At 56.1% G+C, this 18573-nt stretch carries 16 protein-coding genes; 11 read left to right on the forward strand and 5 right to left on the reverse strand.

Features of this window, described 5'->3' with window-relative positions; translation table 11 throughout:
• Window positions 1-190: 190 nt before the first annotated feature.
• The 6 genes from QMZ18_RS06790 (at window position 191) to QMZ18_RS06815 (ending at window position 6347) form a co-directional block, all read left to right on the forward strand.
• Window positions 191-1687, forward strand: coding sequence for an MFS transporter (locus QMZ18_RS06790; RefSeq protein WP_282605466.1), 1497 nt, complete (start codon window positions 191-193; stop codon window positions 1685-1687).
• A gap of 39 nt (window positions 1688-1726) precedes the next feature.
• Window positions 1727-2368: a DUF3833 domain-containing protein gene (locus tag QMZ18_RS06795; protein WP_282605467.1), complete on the forward strand. Its 642-nt coding sequence runs from the start codon at window positions 1727-1729 to the stop codon at window positions 2366-2368.
• Between the two features lie 19 nt (window positions 2369-2387).
• Window positions 2388-3206, forward strand: coding sequence for a DUF6134 family protein (locus QMZ18_RS06800; RefSeq protein WP_282605468.1), 819 nt, complete (start codon window positions 2388-2390; stop codon window positions 3204-3206).
• Window positions 3207-3482: 276 nt separating this feature from the next.
• Window positions 3483-4865: a DEAD/DEAH box helicase gene (locus tag QMZ18_RS06805; protein ID WP_282605469.1), complete on the forward strand. Its 1383-nt coding sequence runs from the start codon at window positions 3483-3485 to the stop codon at window positions 4863-4865.
• A gap of 100 nt (window positions 4866-4965) precedes the next feature.
• Window positions 4966-5172 (forward strand): cold-shock protein, encoded by a 207-nt coding sequence (locus QMZ18_RS06810; RefSeq protein ID WP_282605470.1) that lies wholly within the window; start codon window positions 4966-4968, stop codon window positions 5170-5172.
• Window positions 5173-5444: 272 nt separating this feature from the next.
• Window positions 5445-6347 (forward strand): NAD(P)-dependent oxidoreductase, encoded by a 903-nt coding sequence (locus tag QMZ18_RS06815; RefSeq protein WP_282605471.1) that lies wholly within the window; start codon window positions 5445-5447, stop codon window positions 6345-6347.
• Window positions 6348-6350: 3 nt separating this feature from the next.
• On the opposite strand, the gene ftrA is transcribed toward QMZ18_RS06815, so the two are convergent.
• Window positions 6351-7316, reverse strand: coding sequence for a transcriptional regulator FtrA (gene ftrA, locus QMZ18_RS06820; RefSeq protein WP_282605472.1), 966 nt, complete (start codon window positions 7314-7316; stop codon window positions 6351-6353).
• Between the two features lie 102 nt (window positions 7317-7418).
• Here ftrA and QMZ18_RS06825 point away from each other — a divergent pair, with 102 nt between their 5' ends.
• Complete coding sequence (locus QMZ18_RS06825) at window positions 7419-7814, forward strand: rhodanese-like domain-containing protein (RefSeq protein WP_282605473.1); 396 nt, start codon at window positions 7419-7421, stop codon at window positions 7812-7814.
• A gap of 53 nt (window positions 7815-7867) precedes the next feature.
• On the opposite strand, the gene QMZ18_RS06830 is transcribed toward QMZ18_RS06825, so the two are convergent.
• The 3 genes from QMZ18_RS06830 to QMZ18_RS06840 form a co-directional block, all read right to left on the reverse strand.
• Window positions 7868-9373, reverse strand: a complete 1506-nt coding sequence (locus tag QMZ18_RS06830) for a lipopolysaccharide biosynthesis protein (protein ID WP_282605474.1) — start codon at window positions 9371-9373, stop codon at window positions 7868-7870.
• 25 nt (window positions 9374-9398) lie between these two features.
• Window positions 9399-10979, reverse strand: coding sequence for an alkaline phosphatase family protein (locus QMZ18_RS06835; RefSeq protein WP_282605475.1), 1581 nt, complete (start codon window positions 10977-10979; stop codon window positions 9399-9401).
• A gap of 71 nt (window positions 10980-11050) precedes the next feature.
• On the reverse strand, window positions 11051-11923 hold the full coding sequence (locus QMZ18_RS06840; protein ID WP_282605476.1) for a glycosyltransferase family 2 protein: 873 nt from the start codon (window positions 11921-11923) through the stop codon (window positions 11051-11053).
• Window positions 11924-12909: 986 nt separating this feature from the next.
• Between QMZ18_RS06840 and QMZ18_RS06845 the strand changes: the two genes are divergently transcribed.
• A complete protein-coding gene (locus QMZ18_RS06845; RefSeq protein ID WP_282605477.1) occupies window positions 12910-14616 on the forward strand; it encodes an alkaline phosphatase D family protein in 1707 nt (568 codons plus the stop codon).
• Window positions 14617-14641: 25 nt separating this feature from the next.
• The gene (locus QMZ18_RS06850) at window positions 14642-15517 is read left to right on the forward strand and encodes a lipase family protein (protein ID WP_282605478.1); all 876 of its coding nucleotides are present in this window, start codon (window positions 14642-14644) and stop codon (window positions 15515-15517) included.
• Here the strand turns inward: QMZ18_RS06850 and QMZ18_RS06855 are convergent.
• Window positions 15514-16446 (reverse strand): LysR substrate-binding domain-containing protein, encoded by a 933-nt coding sequence (locus QMZ18_RS06855; RefSeq protein WP_282605479.1) that lies wholly within the window; start codon window positions 16444-16446, stop codon window positions 15514-15516. The two genes, QMZ18_RS06850 and QMZ18_RS06855, sit on opposite strands and share 4 nt — an antisense overlap.
• Window positions 16447-16723: 277 nt before the next feature.
• Here QMZ18_RS06855 and QMZ18_RS06860 point away from each other — a divergent pair, with 277 nt between their 5' ends.
• On the forward strand, window positions 16724-18400 hold the full coding sequence (locus QMZ18_RS06860; RefSeq protein WP_282605480.1) for a sodium:solute symporter family protein: 1677 nt from the start codon (window positions 16724-16726) through the stop codon (window positions 18398-18400).
• A 27-nt stretch (window positions 18401-18427) separates the two neighbouring features.
• Window positions 18428-18547 carry a putative transporter small subunit gene (locus QMZ18_RS06865; protein ID WP_282605481.1) on the forward strand — a complete coding sequence of 40 codons (120 nt, stop codon included), beginning with the start codon at window positions 18428-18430 and terminating at the stop codon, window positions 18545-18547.
• The last annotated feature ends 26 nt before the right edge of the window (window positions 18548-18573 follow it).

Genomic DNA, 18573 nt, shown 5'->3' on the forward strand with positions numbered 1-18573 from the left:
TGACTCTGTGAAAAACGATCCGAACCAAGCCAACGCCCTAGGCATCCAATTCCCGTCGATCTACGTATAGAGACCGTTCAATCAGGATGGGGTGTGCCGGGACCTTCGGCGCCGCGCAATTCAGCACGACACCCCTCGAATCAAGTCGAAACCGCCCAAACTCAGCGGTCGGCAAATAAGAGCGGTGGAAATGGATCAAGCAGGCAACAGCGGCGAGAGGGGCTCCGGTGCGACAGTATCGTCCGCAGCGCCACTCCCAGCGCTACCGCTTAGCGTCATCGCAGGTTACGGCTTTCTGGCCTTTCCTCTCGCTGCAGCTGTTCTCAGCCTGCAGGTCTTCCTACCCACCTATTACGCCCAGGTCACAGGTCTCAGCCTCACCATGATTGGCGGTGTTCTATTGATTGCACGGCTGTGGGACACAGTAACCGATCCGATCATCGGATATCTCTCGGAAAAGACACCGGCGCGTCTGGGTCGCCGCCGCGTTTGGGTCCTGGTGGGCAGTCCGCTGATTGCCCTTTCAGCCTGGGCGCTGTTCAACCCCCCGGAAGACCCGAGCGCCTTTTATCTGCTTGGTTGGGCGATCGTAATCTATCTTGCCGGAACTGCCGTGGTGGTTCCCACCTACGCCTGGGGTGCTGACCTCTCCCCGGACTACCAGGAGCGCAGCCGGATCAGCGGCACACGCGTCATCTTCGGTTTGCTGGGAAGTCTCGCGGTGTTGAGTTTACCGGAGCTGCTCAGTCAGAACTCTTCCATTCCATCGTTAACAGACCCCACCTCTGGTGTAGACGATCTTGGTCGGATTCTGCAGGCCAACAGCATCATGATTGTTGGCAGCTTGGTACTGGCGATCCTGACCTGCTGCATTCTCGTGCCAGACAACGGCAAATCCAGGTTGCCGAAGGGCTCCGTGTTGGCGAGTTTTTCTCTTTTCCGGCAAGCGCCGCCCGTCCGCCAATTAATGGTGAGTTATTTTCTGAATGGCATAGCGAATGCGTTACCGGCAACGCTTTTTCTGTTGTTTGTCGCTCATGTGCTCGGCGCATCGGATCATGCCGGGTACCTGTTGCTCGTGTATTTCGGCGTCTGTGCCCTCTCAGTTCCGATCTGGGTATTGTCTTCGCGTCGCTGGAGCAAACATGCTGCCTGGCGAGCGGCTATGACTGCCGCCTGCATGGCCTTCGTGTGGGTTCCTTTCCTGGGTGCAGGAGATACGACTGCGTTTCTTCTGATCGTCATCGCTACCGGCATTGCGGCGGGGGCGGATCTCGTGCTGCCGGCAGCGATACAGGCCGATCTGGTGGATTGGGACGAAGACAAGACCGGTTACCGGCGCGCTGGTATTTTTTTCGCGATCTGGGGTACGGCGTCCAAGCTCACCTTTGCAGTCGCGATCGGCCTTGCCTTCCCATTGCTCGATCTTGTGGGGTTTTCCGCCGGCGGTACCAACGATCCGAGTGCCTTGTTGACGCTGTCCCTGCTTTACGGCGGCCTGCCGATCGTTTTGAAGATCACTGCGGTCCTGTTGATGCGCAACTATCCCGTCACCCGGAGCGTTCATGACGAAATACGCCGGCGGCTGGCGCAAGCGGAGGGCGGAATCGAGGCCAAGCCAGGCGGAGCTGAGATCACCTCGGAGGCATTCAAACAACGCCGCCTCGAGCCGGCGAGGCAGCGCTGATGCAGACAGAGCGACAGGTATGCAGAGGAGATGATGCGAATGATGCGAGGGTTCTTGATTCTATTGGCCGCGCTGTCGGTCGCATCCTGCGGTGGGTTGAAATTGCAAGGCTTTGAAAAGGCAGAGCCAGCGTTGAAACTCGAAGATTACTTCGTTGGCAAGATGAAGGCCTGGGGACAATTCCAGGACCGCTTCGGCCGTGTGCGGCGCCGTTTCACTGTGGATATTGAAGGTAAATGGGATGGCAAAACGCTGACCCTGATCGAAGATTTTGTTTATGACGACGGTGAAACCGAGCAACGCATCTGGACGCTACGCAAGTCAGGCCCTCAGGATTGGGAAGGCACGGCCCCCGGCGTTGTCGGCATCGCGAAAGGCAGGGTTTTAGGAAACGCTTTGAACTGGAGCTATTTCTTCGATCTTCCGATTGGAAACAGCACGCTTCGCGTCAAGTTCGACGATTGGCTCTGGCTGCAGGACGAGCGGGTCATGATCAATCGCGCTTACGTTTCCAAGTTTGGTTTCAAGGTAGGAGAAGCGCTCATCTTTTTCTCTAAAGATCCAGAGCAGCAGAGCCGCATCGATGATGACCCGTCCGAACGCGAGACCGCGTCGCTGGGTTTCGAGTCGAGACAGCAATTTCTGGATTTCAAAACCGCCGCCAGCGGCAGCAGGTTCTAGTTCAAAGGAAGCGAAATTCATGAAAGAACGGATTTACGGTCGTTCTTCGATACGATTCTGCGCGGGCAGCTTGGTTACCTTGGCCCTCGTCACCACAGGACTTTTCGGGCTGTTGGCCGGTTCGGCTCAAGCCAGCGATACAGAGAAGTATCTGGGAGGCATTCAACAGCCAAGCGGTCTCGGCTTCAGCGTCCAGCGCGAAGGCGATGTGATCGGACATCACAGCATCGATTTCACGCGCCGAGGTGATGACCTGATCGTTGATGTTACGATCGGCCTTGAGCTCAAGTTCGCGTTCATCACCCTGTTTCGCTACGAACACCGTAATCGCGAGGTTTGGCGCGACGAGCGGCTTGTCTCGATCGACACACAAACCGATAACGACGGGACTGAGCATTGGATTAAGGGCCGTGCAAGCGACAAGGGCTTTGAGGTGAAGTCAGATAGCGGAAACACCCTCATGCCGGCAGATATTCTGCCAAGCAGTTACTGGCACCCCGAAACGCCGAAGGCCAGAAATCTCCTCAACACTCAGACCGGTGCTCTGGCAAGCATCCAGGTGACAGCCGGAAGTTCGGACAATTACGTCCCGATGCCTTGGGGGCCTCAAAATGCCCGTAGCTTCAAGGTATCCGGCGATATCGACCTAAATCTCTGGTACGACAGCAAGGGTTGTCTTCTGAAACTCAATTTTTCGGCGCCAAAAGACGGCTCGTTGATCGATTACACCCCGGCCAGGCATTTGAGCTCCACGGACGACCCCAACCTTGCCGGGCACCCTTTGATCGGAAGCTGCACGGGTTCGAGCCTCACCCGGGCCGGTCGGATACAGGAATGAATCTTAACGGCAATTCATACCAGTGAGAGGTCTGGCAATTTGTCGGTCACCGGATAGATTAAACTTGACTTCCGACGCGCGATATCACATTTGTGCAATGCATCATCATCTTATGATAGCGCGATACGCACTGGATTTTGCCGAGTGCGTCGTATCATGAGACCGTATAGTTTTATCGTTTTCGTCCCCCGTCGCGCACGGGACGCAATTAGAGCGTCGCACTGTAGATCGATATAAAGTGAAGATTTACAGAGTTTTAGCGCAGAAAGACACTTCTTGACTCTTAGCACTTTTGCCGAGCTCGGCATTGTCGAGCCCATTCAGCGTGCATTGCACGCAGAGAACTACCTCCAACCCACAGCAATTCAACATCAGGCCATCCCGCTTCTGCTTCAGGGCAAGGATCTGCTCGGGATTGCACAGACCGGAACCGGAAAAACCGCAGCCTTCGCGCTGCCGGTACTGCAGCGCTTGTCCAAGTCCGACCAGCGCGCCCCTGCACGCAGCGCCAAGGCCCTGATCCTGGCCCCGACACGTGAACTGGCGATCCAGATCAGCGAAGGCATTGCAACCTACGGCCGGCACCTTCACCTGCGCCACACCGTTATTTTTGGCGGCGTTGGCCAAAACCCGCAGGTTCGCGCGCTTTCAAAGGGTGTCGACATCCTGGTCGCCACGCCTGGACGTCTTTTGGACCTCATGTCCCAGGGACACCTGCGCCTTGACGCCGTCGAGACGCTGATTCTGGACGAAGCCGACCGTATGCTCGACATGGGCTTTATCCGGGACGTTCGCAAGATCGTCGCGGCAGTGCCCAAAAAGCGTCACTCCTTACTGTTTTCCGCAACCATGCCTAAGGACGTCGCGCATCTGGCCGCAAACCTGCTGGATAATCCCAAGCGGGTCGAGATCACGCCGGCGGCGACCACGGTCGAACGTATCGAGCAGCAGGTTTACTTCGTCGATGGCAGCCGCAAGCGCGCACTGCTCGCCAATCTCTTGGCGGATTCCAACTTCGCCCGGGTGATCGTCTTCACCAGAACGAAGCATGGCGCCAACCGGGTTGCCGATCATCTGGAGAAATCCCGCATCTCGGCACGCGCGATCCATGGCAATAAATCCCAGTCCGCCCGCCAGCGGGCGCTTTCCGAATTCAAAGAAGGCTCGGTCCGGGTTTTGGTGGCAACCGACATCGCCGCGCGCGGAATCGACGTGGATGATGTGACCCACGTGGTCAATTTCGAGCTTCCGAATGAATCCGAGAGCTACGTGCACCGGATCGGCCGCACTGCACGTGCAGGCGCAAAGGGAATTGCCGTCTCTTTTTGCGACAGCAAAGAGCGCAGCTACCTGCGCGACATCGAACGCCTGACCAAGAAAGCCCTGACCGTCGTCGAGACACCGGAAGGCTTTGTGCAGACCCGGGATCCTTCTGCAGCTGACGGCGATAGCCGTGACGAGCGCCGCAGCAACGGTCCCAAGCGTCAGCGCAACCGGAGCCGGAAGCCCGGGCGTCAATCAGGTAAGCAACAGGAGCAGTCCAAAGCACCTGCGCATGCGCATGGTGCCAAGAAATCTAGCGGGCAGCAGACGGATCCCACAAAGTCCAAGAGTCGCAGAAGGCGCTCGAGGCGTGGTCCCGTCCGCGAAGCGGCTTGATAAACAACTTTTAGTAAGACGCGTTTCCATATAGGAAGCGTGAAGATTTCCACCCCGCGATCTGATCGGATCGCATCAACTCAGAAGACTAGGAACGATTATGGCTACTGGTACCGTAAAGTGGTTTAACGCCCAAAAGGGCTTCGGCTTCATCCAACCTGACGATGGCGGCAAGGACGTTTTCGTCCACATCTCCGCAGTCGAGCGCTCCGGCATCGACCACCCGCAGGAAGGTCAGAAGATCGAATTCGATCTGGAGAGCGATCGGCAGGGCCGCGCGTCCGCTGCGAACCTCAAAGTCGAATAGCATCGGCTTACTGCCGTCCCGCCTTGGCTGATTCCTGAACAAGGATTGGCCGGGACAGCATAAAAAAGAAAAGCGTCCCGCAGTTGCGGGGCGCTTTTTTTTGCACTCGTCGTCAACTACGCGTTCCCGCAGTGCGACTGGCAAGGACACACGTGGCGCACGGCCGTCCAGTCGCCTAGACTCACCTCAATTCTATTAATAGGCCTGCAAAGGTCTGGTCGCCACACGCGCCGGCGCGAATTACGTAAAACAGCCACTGAGGATAGCAAGATATGAGCAAGCAACGAATCGGATTTGTCGGCATCGGACTTATGGGCCGGGCAATGTGCATCAACCTGCTCGCAAGAGACTATCCTCTGACCATCATGGCTCATCGGAACCGGGCCCCAATCGATGAACTTGTCAGCAAGGGCGCGAACGAGGCCGTGGATGCTGCAGCACTCGCCACAGAGGCCGATGTGATTTTCATCTGCGTCACGACGTCCGATGTCGTCGAAGCCGTTGTCACGGGCGAGAACGGGTTGCTGGCCGGAATCAAACCGGGGACTCTGGTCGTGGATTGCGGCACCTCCGACCCGACCTCAACCGATCGTATGGGGGCGGCGTTGGCGGCCAAGGGCGCCAGCTTGGTCGACGCGCCGCTTGGCCGTACGCCGCTGCACGCAGAGCAAGGTCAGTTGAACATGATGGTTGGTGGGAGTGAGGGCGATGTGAAGAGAGTCTGGCCTCTCCTCGAAGACATGGCTGAAAACATCTTCCATGTCGGTCCTCTCGGCAGCGGACATAAACTGAAGCTCATCAACAACTTTTTTGCCATGACCACCGCATCGGCGATCTCGGAAGCCGCTGCTATGGCCGTGAAAACCGGCGTCGACCTTAAGAACCTTTACGAGGTCATGGCCGCTGGACCGCTCAAGAGCGGCATGTTCGATTTCTGCATGACCAATGCCATGAAAGGCGATGCGTCAAACCTTCAGTTCTCGGTTGCCAATGCCCGCAAGGATGTTGGCTATTACATGCGCATGGCCGAAGCTGCCGACATGCCTTCCTTCATCGCGCCGGCGACCTATCATCTGCTCTCCATGGCCAAGGCAGATGGACGGGGCGAAGACTATGTGCCGACACTCTGCGATTTTGTCGGTGACATTGGGGGCGTAAAGCTGCGCGAGGAATAGGCTTCAGGCTGTGGCCGTTTGATTGAAGCGCTGCCGGTAGCGTGTCGGTGAGATGCCGACCTGTATGCGGAAATGGTGCCTCAGGGTCATCGCGGTCCCGAAGCCGATCCGGGTCGCGATCTCTTCCACCGAGAAGCTCGTGGTCTCCAGAAGTTCCTTGCTGAAGGCCACACGCTCGTTGATCAGCCATTGCTTTGGGCTCTGGCCGGTGGTCTGCCGAAACTGCCGGTCGAAGGTGCGGCGGCTCATCGCCGCTTCATCCGCCCATTCATCGACCCCGATATCCTGATGCAGGCGGCCGCGTGCCCAATCGAGTACCGCCGACAATCGGTTTTCTTCGTCACGCAGCGGCTGTTCGATAAACTGCGCCTGCCCGCCCTCGCGATGCGGTGGCACGACCAGCCGCCGGGCGACAGTGTTTGCCACTTTCGGTCCGAAGTCACGTCGTATGACATGCAGGCTCAAGTCTATCGCCGATGCGCTGCCGGCCGCCGTGGCGAGCCCGCCTTCGTCGATGTAGAGCACGTCGGGAACAAAGGTAACCGCAGGAAAGAGTGCCTTGAACCGATCACCGTAGCGCCAGTGAGTGGTCGCACACTGCCCGTCCAGGAGTCCCGTCGCTGCAAGCACAAAAGCGCCTGAGCAAAAGGACAGGAGGTTTGCCCCACACGCGTGGCTTTCCCTCAAAGCCGACAGCAGGCTCTCCGGCGGCGTTTCGTTGAGATCCCGCCACCCCGGCACAATTATCCGATCGGCCGTCTTCAAGCCTTCCAGTCCTTGTTCGGGCATTATCCGCAAGCCTCCGACAGACGTCAGCGGCCCGTCTTCAAGAGCGCAGACGGAAAAGTCATACCATTGGTCCAACTCTGGACGTGGCAGGCCGAAGAGCTCCGTCGCAATTCCGAATTCGAAAGTACAAAGCCGATCGTAGACAACAACGGCAACAGAAAGAGGTGTGTGGTCACGCATGGCTTGAATTTAACGCATATTGTCTTATCAGCCAATTGCGAATTGACGCAAAAAGCTGCGAAAACCCTGTCAGCACCACATCGAGAAAGAGAGGAAACGCCAATGACAAGCGCCGTTGCACAGGTCCCCGCCGCCAGGAGCGATGAAGCCATTGCACACTTCGAGCGGCGTCTTCGCGTTGAAACCGACTGTGCCGATGTCCAGCAGAGCATGACCGAGGGCGCTTCCGACTTCGTCCTGCTAGACGTGCGTGGCCCAAACGCCTTCGCCCGAGGACATGTGGCTAAGGCACATAACATTCCCCACGCCACCATAACCGCAGAACGCATGGCGGAGTTTCCAAGCGAAACACTGTTCGTGGTCTATTGCGCCGGACCACATTGCAACGGCGCAAACCGGGCGGCCATACGTCTGGCCAGGTTGGGCCTGCCGGTTAAGGAGATGATCGGTGGTGTCACCGGCTGGCTGGACGAGGACTTCGCGCTCGAGACGACCTAAAACCATTCAACATGAGGGATCTGGAGCTCGATCAGGGTGAAAAAGGCCGGATTTTAAGCTGGGTCTCGGTTCGGCAGCAAACGGCGTGCAACCAGGAACTTCCTGATCATGCCGAGGATGTAGGACTCAGCCCCCTCCCGGGCACCGGTGATCAGCCAGAGACCAATAACCACAGCGAGATAAGTGACCGCGCCAGCGACGACACAAATGGCGAGCTTCGGCAAAAGATAAGGCTGCAGAGCCGACTGCTCGAGCCAGGTGTGCAGCAGCCTGACAACAGCATTCATAGCGAGGACGCCCGTCAAAGGCCGCCATATCTGAGCGGCGAAATCGCTGATGCGCATGCCAAGCATCGGCAAGACGATCGCGTAGTCGGTAAAGCGCACCACTACGGCAGATGCGACCAGGGCAAGGCCGGCACCGACTGCGCCGTAAATTCCCACCCAGTAGATACAACAGGGCACCAGAACCAATAGTCGCAGACCCGATAGCCAGGCGGTAATCGCTGGTTTGCCGAGCGCGAGATACACAAGATGGCTGTTGGTGCCCAGGATGACCACCGCCCCCTGGAAACAGAGGATCTGAATAATCGGAACCGTGTCGAGCCAATTCCAACCGAGCAAAGTCGGCACGATATAGTCAGCCGTAGCTGCGATCCCCATGGGAATCGGAAGCCCCACAAGAACGATAATCGACAGTGCCCAGCGGAAGGAGTCCGCGAGCTGCGCCCGATCCTGGTTCATTTTGGCAAAGCCCGGGAACAAGGCGCGCCGGATCGGCGCAGCCAGTTCAGTGGAGGCAAGATTTGCGATCTCAAAGCCGATATTGAAAAAGGCCAGAGCCTGCGGACCGCTCAATCGTCCGATGACCAGGGCAGGCAGGCGCTCGTTAAAGCCATGCAGCAGGTTTTGCAGCATGATCCACTTGGAGAAATTAAAGATCTCGGAAAAGCGGGATAGGGTCAGACGCGGACGAAACTCGCTCATGACATAGCTAAGAACCACGCGGAGCAGGGCCCGCAAAATCATGCCGATCACAAGCGCCCAGTGATCGCGGAGAATAAACGCGAGGCATATGGTGACGATTGCCCCACAGAACCGCGTTAGGAAATTGAAGATGAAATCTTTGTGGAAGGCGAGATCCTTGCGGAAATCGACCGTACCAATGTTCTCAATGCCGCTGACGAAGGGCAAGATCGCAAGCACATAGATGACCGCCTCTACCTGAGGCGCTTCAAAAAATACCGCCGCTGGTTTTGCGGCTATCAGCAGTCCTACAGAAAGAACCAGGCCTTTGCAGATGTTCATGGTCCAGGCGGTGTCGTAGCTCTCGCGCGGGGCCTTCTGGTCATGGATCAGCGCATTTTCAACGCCAAGCTGGGCAAAGATCTCGAGAATTGCCAACAGGACGATGGCGTAGCCGACAAGGCCAAAATCCGCAGGCAGCAGAAGACGCGCCAGAACGGCCATGCTGACCAGACCGATCAAACGATCGCCCAGCCGCATGAACACCATCCAGCCGGCACCTACCGCAATGCGCTTTTTAATGTCGGCGGACACGCTTACTCCTTAACGCCGCCCGGGATTATCCCGCTTTGGCGCGTGGAACCGCTTGTGATTCCGTGAACAGTTCCTGAATGACGGTGCCCTCCACATCGGGCAGTTCCACGCCAAGAAGAGTTGCTATTGTCGGGGCAAACTCGATGCAGGTCACCTTGCGCTCGATCCTGCCCGCCGCGACACCGGGGCCTTTTACGACGAAGAGTCCATCGGGACGATGTTCCCCCGTGCGGCAATAGTTATAGCTGCCGGAGACATGTCCAATTTTGTTGGAACAGAGGTTTTCGATCGGCGCGTCGTTGGTCCAGTCGACGAAAAGATCGGGCAGGTGGTCCCGTTCAGGCCCATCATAGACATCGTCACAGCGATAGACGTTGCTGACAATCGCCCTTCCTGTGTCGAGGTTGATGATCCCCTTGAGGTCACTTGTCAGTTCTTCCAGAAAGGCGTCGTATTCTGCACCCGGTCGAATCTGGCCGTTGGGCTCCCGGCCCACGAGATTGACCCGGATGCCTGCATGAGCCGTATTGTTCCGCACGAAAAAGCACTTGCCTTCAGAGGGTTTAATCTTGGGCGGCGGCGTTTTTTCCGTGTGAATAGCGCCGCGGATCCGATCTCGCAGAGGCTGAACCGAGTCCCGAAAGGATACGGGCAGCTGTTGCCACGCTTTGGTAATAAAGTCGTCAACATGGTCGATCGCGCCCGGCTCCTCGACGGGAATATCGGCTGGCGCTGCGACCCCGAGGGCAATCAGAATATCAGGCAGCAGAAAGTCAGCGTTGTATTTTGGCCCGATCCCGTGATTGGCCAGGAAGATGACAGTCGTGTCCTCGTCAAGGCGGTCAAGGATCCGTCCAATGCCTTCGTCAATAGCAACGTAGACATCCTTCAGTCTGTCACCAACGCCAGCTTCAACCGCTTCGGGATGCCGGATATGATCGGGGTCGTGCAGGTGCCAGAGCAAATGTCCGCCGCAGTGCGCTTCGGTAAAGACCTGAGCAAAGAAATCCCAGTTCTCGCGCAGGACAAAGTCCTCGGAGAGCTCACCCTTCATTCGCGCGCCCCGAACCAACTCATCTGCAAAGCGATCAAGTTCATGGATTGGACGATCGGCATCACTGTTACCGCTAACCGGGTGCAGACCGTACTGCGACACGATTTCCTGCCGCAGAGCGTTGCTCGATGCCCGAAAGCCGTATGCCGCATCATGGGCGCCCCACTCGACGGTTTGAAGGCCGTTTATATCGGGCGAAATCCGGCTGTGCGGAATATCGAGAACACAGGACCGCACTCCTGCCTCGCTCAAAACTTCCCAAAACTGAGGTTTCTGCATGTGATCGCCGGCTTTGCAGCGGTAGTTGTCGTAGGTGCCGGGCTTCAACTGTTCCCAAGAATGAACGCGATTTGTTGCAGGTGTACAGGCGGTGATGAACGAGGGCCAGTGCGCGCCAACATAAACGCCCGGCAGTCCTGTGGTCTCGCCGATAAGTCCTGTTTGAAGCAATCCTTCGATATTCGGCAGGTCACCGGATGCCACCCATTTTGCAATGAGGTCCTTATCACCAGAGCAGATGCTGATAAAGGCGACCTTTTTTCGTTTCGTCATATCAACTTGATCCAAATTTCAGACAGACCTGTCCACTTCCAGGAACAGATTCCGGAATTCGTGATGAATACTCAGCGCAGGACCAACAGACCGCGTAGAAGATGGAAGGTGTAAATGCGGAAGAAACGATAGTCCGGTGCCACAATAGAGCCGTCGTCACGCGTTCGTTTCGTCAGCAGCGCCCGGAGTTCCCAGTAAGCTTGCTTGATCAACCTTCTGTCGCCCGCGCGAATGTGTTTTGCGAACAGTGCTGCGCGCCCCTCGACATAGCAGGATTTCAGCTTTTGAATTTCCGCCTCTGCGCGCCTGCCATGGGCATGTTCGATCCGGATTCGAGGGTCGTAGACCACCTTTCCGCCACTCTTGAGGATACGATAAAAATATTCGTGATCCTCTCCGGCCTTGAAGGCAGCACCTGCCCCCATCGAAACGTCGAAAAGGCCGACTTTGCGGATGGCCGCAGCCGATATTGCCATATTGCAGCCGATCAAGCGGCTGAACAGATCGTCGAGGGTGTTGATGTTGTAGAGATCATCGAACCGGCGGACAGAAATTTCGTAATCCTCGGGATCATAGAGTTCAACGCGTCCGCCCACGAGCGCGAGTTCCGGTTCCTCGTGAAACGCTTGGCGAATTTTTGAGAGCCAGCTTGGATCCACCATGCAATCATCATCAGTGAACGCCAGAATGTCGTATTTTGCGCTGCGTATACCTGCGTTTCGGGCCGGTGAGACACCCGGTGTCGGCTCGAGCTTATACTGCAGAGGCAGATCGGTTTCATCTTTCAGCTTCTGTACAACCTGAGCCGTATCGTCACTGGAGCCATTATCAACAACAATCAATTCCCAGGCCGTGATGCCCGCGAGATCAAGCGCCTGGAACCGCCGCAAGCACTTTTCCAGCTGTGGTGCCCGATTGCGGGTCGCGATGACAACAGAGATCATTGCACGGCCTCCTTGATCGGGACACACAACCCTCGTGGCACTGCAAAACGAGAAATAGACATCAAAAAGCAACCCGAAATCATTATCAGCGCGCTGACGCGCACACCGGACGAACAAGCGGCGAGCATGATGAATTCGTTAGGTCGCAAGAACTGGCAAAACGCGCTGCCAAAAGTTAGCCGTTTTCAGGTCTTACCAAAGGATCCGGTCAGACATTGAAACGCCGAACTAGAACCGCCGCTCCCCATACAATCTTCGCATACATATCTCGCCGTCGACATTCTATGCGTAACAACAATCTATAAATATTAGATAAATTCACAATACACTAGAGCTTGATCATGTCATCCGGAACCAAACGAAAACTTTCACCAGCCTCTCATTCAACAATCGAGACAGCAATTCGCAATCGTGAGTTGTGCAATCATGAACAAGCAAGTTCCAGATCAGTGCAAATACATTATCACACGTGCTCAATGAACATCTGTAGAAAAGCATGCATTGCTAAGAACTAGGATAGCATCTACCAGATTTCAATCAATGAAAGTATTAAATTAATCACAGTTGATTGAAACGTCACTAGCTTCCAGTCAGAAATCTAATCTTTCCTCGATCTTCCGGCATTTGTTTACGGCTGATCATGTGAAGATAAGTAGGATTTTTCGCCGAGCTTGGGAGGTTTCCAGTTTTTAGGTTGAACGGTGAATGCCGCGCCGCAGTTTCATTTGTGAGAACAGGGCGAAGAACCGTTCGGCTCGATTGTTCCATACTGCCGTGGTTAGCGTGAAACGGATAGGCCATCGCGGTCTGAGCGAACCAAGCCGCGTTTGCCTTGGTCCTGCAGGCCCTTGTTGCTTGTCGAACAGGGATAGTCGTACACTTACATTCGAGATGGTTCTGTTCCACAATCCAATAAATTAGAACGTTGCCCCGCTGATCTCGTGCCACCACGAGAGCGGCCGCGGCGAACATCAGGGGGAAGGCAAATGGGCAGTCTGAGAGAAGCCGGATTGGGTCCGATTGTCGGGCATACGACCGAAAAAAGCTGCAAAGTCTGGATCCGTGCCAAAGATAGTAAAGGTAACAAGGGAGAGCTCAGTGCTTTGCAGCGTACGATCGGCGTGGCAGCTGTCGTCGCGAAGGAAGGCAAGGCAATCGATCTACCCAAGATCCAGGCTTTCTATTTTCGACTGCATCGGGAACGGGACCGCACAGGCGTCTTTTTCGCCGGGGAACATGTCTGCCTGAGCGGTAAGAAATGCACCCCTTTGAAGCCGTCCACAGGCTATACGGTTCGCGTGGGAACGTTGAGCGTTGATGACCCCTTTGGTGATGATGAGAACATCGAAAGCGCCGATGTAGCTGCGCGGCTTCCGGATCCGAACGTGTGGATCAAGGACCTCTTGAGTCTGCGGCCGAAATTTGCCGAAGCCCGGTTCCGTACCTTTTCGGGAGCCCGCGGAGAATCCGACGAGTCATTGGCGTTTGTGTTGGGGTCCTGCCGTTACCCGGGCGTCATGTGGAAGATCAAGGATGCCGACCGTATATTTGGTCCAATGGCGCAGGAAGCGACAAAAGGTTACCCCAAGGACAAGAAGATCAAGGAACGGCGGCCCGTCGACTTTGCCTTGATGGTTGGCGACCAGATTTACGCAGACATGCTGAACCGGCACGTTCCAGTCGGATTGGCGGACACGGCCCAGGAGTTTCAGGAACGTTATCTCACCGCGTTCGGCTCGCGAAAAATGCGTAAGCTTCTCCGAAACCTGCCGACTTACATGATCCTCGACGACCACGAGATCGAAGATAACTGGCATCAGGACCGTATCAAAAAGGCGGAATCCCGCAAGGTCTTCAACTTGGCGATCGATGCCTACAAAAGCTACCAATGGAGCCATTGCCCCGACAGCTTTCGTGGCCGTCTTTATTATCAGTTCGAGTGCGGCGGTTATCCTTTCTTTGTCCTCGATACGCGCACCCAGCGTTATATGGATGACGTGAAGGACGATCTAAATGACAACCACCTTCTGGGACGTCCGTCGCTCGGCGACGAGGAGCCGAGCCAGCTTGAGAGGCTCTTAAAATGGCTCGTCGACTGTCAGACCGAGCGCGGAAACACACCCAAGTTTGTTGTTTCCTCCAGCGTCTTTGCGCCTAACCCCATGTCGGCCCGAACAGGACGTAAAGGCAGTGGCGAGCAAAAGGTCGAGTGGGCGGAAGGCAGCGATTCCTGGCCCGCCTTCCCTGAAACGCGCAAAGCGATCCTGGATACGATCCTGACCAAGAAAATTCAAAACGTGGTGTTTCTTTCCGGCGATATTCACTGCGCCAATGTTGCGCAGCTGAGCTTCGCCGGCACTCCCGGCGCGGCTAAACTCAAAGCCTACTCCATCACCTCATCGGCCTTCTATTGGCCGTTCTGGTTCGCCGACGGCGAGCCTTCGAATTTCGTGCATGATTCGGCCCAGGCGAAGCAGAAGGACACCTTCAAGATCTCTGGCCAGAAGACCATGGATTACAAGGCCTGGAACTTCACGCAGGAAGATAACTTCTGCCGTGTCGATGTCGACAGGGAAAGTCACAAGATCACGATCATGCCGTTCGACAAAGACGGCAATCTGATTCACAGCCGGGACTGGATCGGCAAGCCGAAAGACGCCCTGACATCGACGCTTAATCTTGAGCCCTGGTAGAGGTAAAGGCAGGTGAGGCAAGCTTTTGGAAAAGTCATTTAAAGCGGTCTTTTCGCCGCAGCTGTTCGACCCTTTTCCCGGTGTACAGGATGGGCCTTCCTTTGAGGAGAGCTGGAGATCAAACCGCCCCTGGGTGCTGTCCAACCTGGCCCACGCTGCTTATCTGGACCGGGACAAAATCGAAGACCTGATGGCGGGGCTCGGGGTGGCCACAACCCTTTGTTACGACCGTTCGGGCGCGCAGGCTTTTTTGGCGGTCTGGCCCGACAAGGCCGTTTTGAGCTTTCGCGGTTCTCAACCGCGCGAACGGGATCGATCGCAGGAACGGGACCGGCAGAGCGAACGGGACGGGCTGGGTGAACCGCGCGGTGTCATCGAAGGCTTCAGGGAATTTCTGGGACTGGACCTTGACGCAAAGATCGCAACCTTCCTCGGCAACGACGTACTCGCGGATCTAAAGTTCCGGAAGACTCAATTCGACGATGTGCCAGACGTGAAGGTTCATCGCGGTTTCCTCCAGGAACTAGACAAGCTTTGGGTGGACGATGTCTTGCCGGATCTTGAACGGCATGCCGCCGGTACTTCGACCTGGGTCACCGGTCACAGCCTGGGGGCGGCCATGGCGACGCTCGCGGGCATGCGCCACGCCTTCGCGGAAGTCGTTACCTTCGGCGAGCCGCGGGTCGGCACCAACATTGATCTCGCGTTCAAGTCTGGGGCGCATCTGCGCTACCGCAATGGCGCTGATCCCGTCACCATGGTGCCGCCGGAATTGCCGTTCGGCTTCGACCATCACGGGGAACTGATCAGAATCACGGATCCGGGCGGTGCAACGGACTTCAGATACGATCATTCGATTGTCTATTACAGCGAAAATCTGTCAGGGCGTAGCAGGCTTTAGACGTCCGAGGCCTGTTTGATGCCGTTGTCGCTGCTCATGCGGATAACCCAGTCGAGCAGGGTTCTTGTCTCCGCCGACATTCTGATGTCCGCGCGTTTGATGACGTAGTAGCCGCGCCCGGTTTTAAGCGAGATATCCAGGGGTTTGACCAGGGTTCCATCCTCCAGCAGCTCGTCGACCAGACCACGCCAGCCGAGCCCGATGCCCTGCCCCCGGCATGCGGCTTGAATAAGTAGAGGCAGATTATTGAAAGCCAGAAGGGTCGAGCAGTCTGGCGCGTCGACCTGCTTTTCCGCGAACCACTGCTGCCAGTCAACCCAATCCCAGCGGTCCCCCCGCAAGTCGAGCAGAACCGCATCTACCAGGTCTTCCAGCTTTGTGATCGGCGGACGCGTGTTGAGATAGTCCGGGCTGCACACGGGGAAAATTTCTTCTTCCACCAGCAGGCGGGAATCATAACCGCTCCAGTTTCCGTCGCCGTAAAGAAGCGCAAGGTCGACGCCGTCCCGCAAGCAATCCGACTCCCGTTCCGACGCCAGAATGCTGACGGCGATGTTTGAAAATTCTTCCCTGAAAGCCGGAAAGCGCGGCAGCAGCCACAGGTGTGCCATCGAGATATCTGCGGCGATCGTCAGGTCATTGCTGGTGATTTGGCCGCGCAGCTCGTTGGCTGAATTTGCCACCAGGCCGAGTGCGACGGCAACGACATGCTGAAAACTCTGACCTTCGTTCGTGAGTTTTATTTTCCTGTGGCTGCGGTCGAAAAGAGAGACCCCAAGGTTTTCTTCCAGGACGCGAATCTGTCGGCTGATCGCGGCTTGAGTAACATGGAGTTCCTCTGCGGCCCGCGTGAAGCTGAGCAGGCGGGCGGAGGCTTCGAAAACCGGCAACGCCGTCATCGGCGGAAGTTGAGAGCGAGTCTTATTCATTACATTTGTTTATGATATACTCTTAAAAATCGTTGTTTGAACTAAGTTATACACAATTGTAGGTTATATATCAAAGATGAAAAGGCTTGTGGAGCTTTAAGAGCATCACAATTGCTGCACATGGATTGCGCTGTTTCTCCCGCACTGGAGCAAACGGTTCCAGCAGTCTTCCGAGACCTTGGCCAGACACCGGATCAATTCGGGTCGTCAGCATCAGCATCAAGGGTCCAGAACAAAAGAAACAAATCAATCAAACAGACTGGGGTAGGTTCAAGTCATGGTAGACACTGTTTTTTTCCAGTTCTCGACACCCGTCGTCATCATTCTGCTTTTGTTGTTTTATGGCGGCACATTTTTCATGTCGACTTTCGTTAACGAAAAGAACGAGAACGTCGACGGCTATATGGTTTCCAGCGGCGAAGTGGGTTTTGGCATTTCCGCTGCGAGCATGACGGCGACCTGGATCTGGGCTGCCTCGTTCTATGGTGCCGCGATCTCCGGCTATAACTATGGCTTGTCCGGTCCCATGCACTATGGCTTCTGGGGCGCTTTGATGATTCTCTTCATCTATCCCTATGGCCTGCGCTTTCGAAAACTTGCACCCCATGCGCATACCCTGGCCGAGATCATGCATGCCCGCCATGGTTCGGGCAGTCAGCTGATTCTGGCGATCTCAAACCTTTTAGGCAGCGTCATCAGCCTGATGGTCAATTTCACTGCTGCCGGCGCCCTGGTTTCCGTGTTGTCGCCTTTGTCCTTCGAGATGGGGGTCATCATCGCGGGTGTCGGCGTTCTCTCCTACACACTCTGGTCCGGTTTCCGGGCATCGATCCTGACGGATTTCGCACAGGTCGTCGCTATGATGGCCATCGCTGTGGTGATCATTCCGTGGGTTCTGTTCAGCATCGGAGGGACGGATGTATTGAGTGAAGGGCTTGCGACCGTGACCGCAGAGCAGGCAAATTTCTTCTCCACAAAAGCCATACTGGAGCAGGGTGCGCCTTTCTTTGTGGCGGTCCTCGCCTACGCGATCGGCAATCAGACCATCGCCCAGCGTCTCTTCGCCGTGCGCCAGGATCTGATCAAGTCGACCTTTGTAACCGCGACGATCGGTTACGGCTCAATCGTTATCGGCCTGGGTATGCTGGGCTTGATGGCGTTGCTCATCGGTGTGCAGCCGCATGATGGCGATCTGAACAACCTGATCCCGCAGATGGCATCGAGTTACCTGCCGCCCGTGGCCATCGGTTTGTTCTTTATCCTGGTTATCGGCTCCCTGTCGTCGACTGCGGATTCCGATCTGTCGGCACTGTCGGCCATCATGATGACCGACATCTACGGAAAGAACATCGCCAAGGGCAAACCCAACGTCAAAAAGATGCTCTTGCTGGGTCGCGTCACGATGATCATTGCCACCGTGATCGGTCTCATCCTGGCCAGCTTCTCGCTCAACATTCTGGTGATGCTGGTTTTTGTCGGGGCGCTCTGGGGTGCGATTGTGTTCCCCGTCATCGCCAGCTGCTACTGGAACCGGGTCACCAATGCGGCCTTCATCTGGGCGGTGATCGGCGGATTGATCCTGTTCTGCATCGTGCGGTTCGAGCTGCTTCCGCTCGAAGGTCTGATCGGTGGTTTCTTCGAGATCATCGCCGGCATTGGCGGCGGTGTTGTGATTGGATTGATGGTCTTTGGCTTCTTTGGCCGGACAATCGGTGTTGCCGCAGGTGTCATCGCGGGCATCCTCTGCACCTATTACTTCATGGGGTTCCTGCGTGAGTACACCGTCTTGCTCGGATCGCTGACGGCGTACGGTGCCAGTACCATCATCTGCGTCGTTGTCAGCCTGTCCACCAGGCACGAGTTCGATTTCGACTTGATCGGTCAGCGCGTTACCTCCTTCCAGGAGGGCGAAGAAGAAGAGCAGGTCGGTACACCGGTTGTGACGGCCCAGTAACTCGATAAAAGCTGAGAGGAATGACGAATGCTTACGTTCTATATCCTGATGTGGCCCATCATGTCGGCTGTGGTGCTCGCAATCATTGTCTATACCTTTACGAAGGAGTTGCGCGAGGCTAAGCGAACCGGGAAGAAAGTGGTTTAGTCCGGTCAAATCTGAGAAGGCTCCTG

This window comes from Pelagibius sp. Alg239-R121 (assembly GCF_947331435.1).
Lineage (GTDB): Bacteria > Pseudomonadota > Alphaproteobacteria > Kiloniellales > Kiloniellaceae > Denitrobaculum.